The 381-nt window shown below is 54.1% G+C and carries 4 tRNA genes; all 4 read left to right on the plus strand.

Annotation, left to right across the window (positions count from 1 at the left end):
- Positions 1-2 precede the first annotated feature (2 nt).
- The 4 genes from AE2B122_RS01930 to AE2B122_RS01945 all read left to right on the plus strand — a co-directional run bounded on the left by AE2B122_RS01930 (position 3) and on the right by AE2B122_RS01945 (position 379).
- Positions 3-79 (plus strand) — tRNA-Met (locus AE2B122_RS01930).
- Between the two features lie 18 nt (positions 80-97).
- Positions 98-170: transfer RNA gene (locus AE2B122_RS01935), tRNA-His, on the plus strand.
- Between the two features lie 14 nt (positions 171-184).
- Positions 185-261, plus strand: a tRNA-Ile gene (locus AE2B122_RS01940).
- A 25-nt stretch (positions 262-286) separates the two neighbouring features.
- Positions 287-379, plus strand: a tRNA-Ser gene (locus AE2B122_RS01945).
- The last annotated feature ends 2 nt before the right edge of the window (positions 380-381 follow it).

Raw genomic sequence — 381 nt, forward strand, 5'->3', positions numbered from 1 at the left:
ATGGCGGTGTAGCTCAGCTGGCTAGAGCGTACGGTTCATACCCGTGAGGTCGGGGGTTCGATCCCCTCCGCCGCTACCATATAATTTAAAAGTCATGGCGGTTGTGGCGAAGTGGTTAACGCACCGGATTGTGGCTCCGGCATTCGTGGGTTCGATTCCCATCAATCGCCCTTTAAACATAACCGGACCCTTAGCTCAGTTGGTTAGAGCTATCGGCTCATAACCGATCGGTCGCAGGTTCGAGTCCTGCAGGGTCCACCATTTGAAGAATTTCATATGACAACGCGGAGGAATACCCAAGTTTGGCTGAAGGGATCGGTCTTGAAAACCGACAGGGGCTTAACGGCTCGCGGGGGTTCGAATCCCTCTTCCTCCGCCATA

The sequence above is a fragment of the Terribacillus sp. AE2B 122 genome (genome assembly GCF_902497585.1).
GTDB classification, from domain to species: Bacteria; Bacillota; Bacilli; order Bacillales; family Amphibacillaceae; genus Terribacillus; species Terribacillus saccharophilus_A.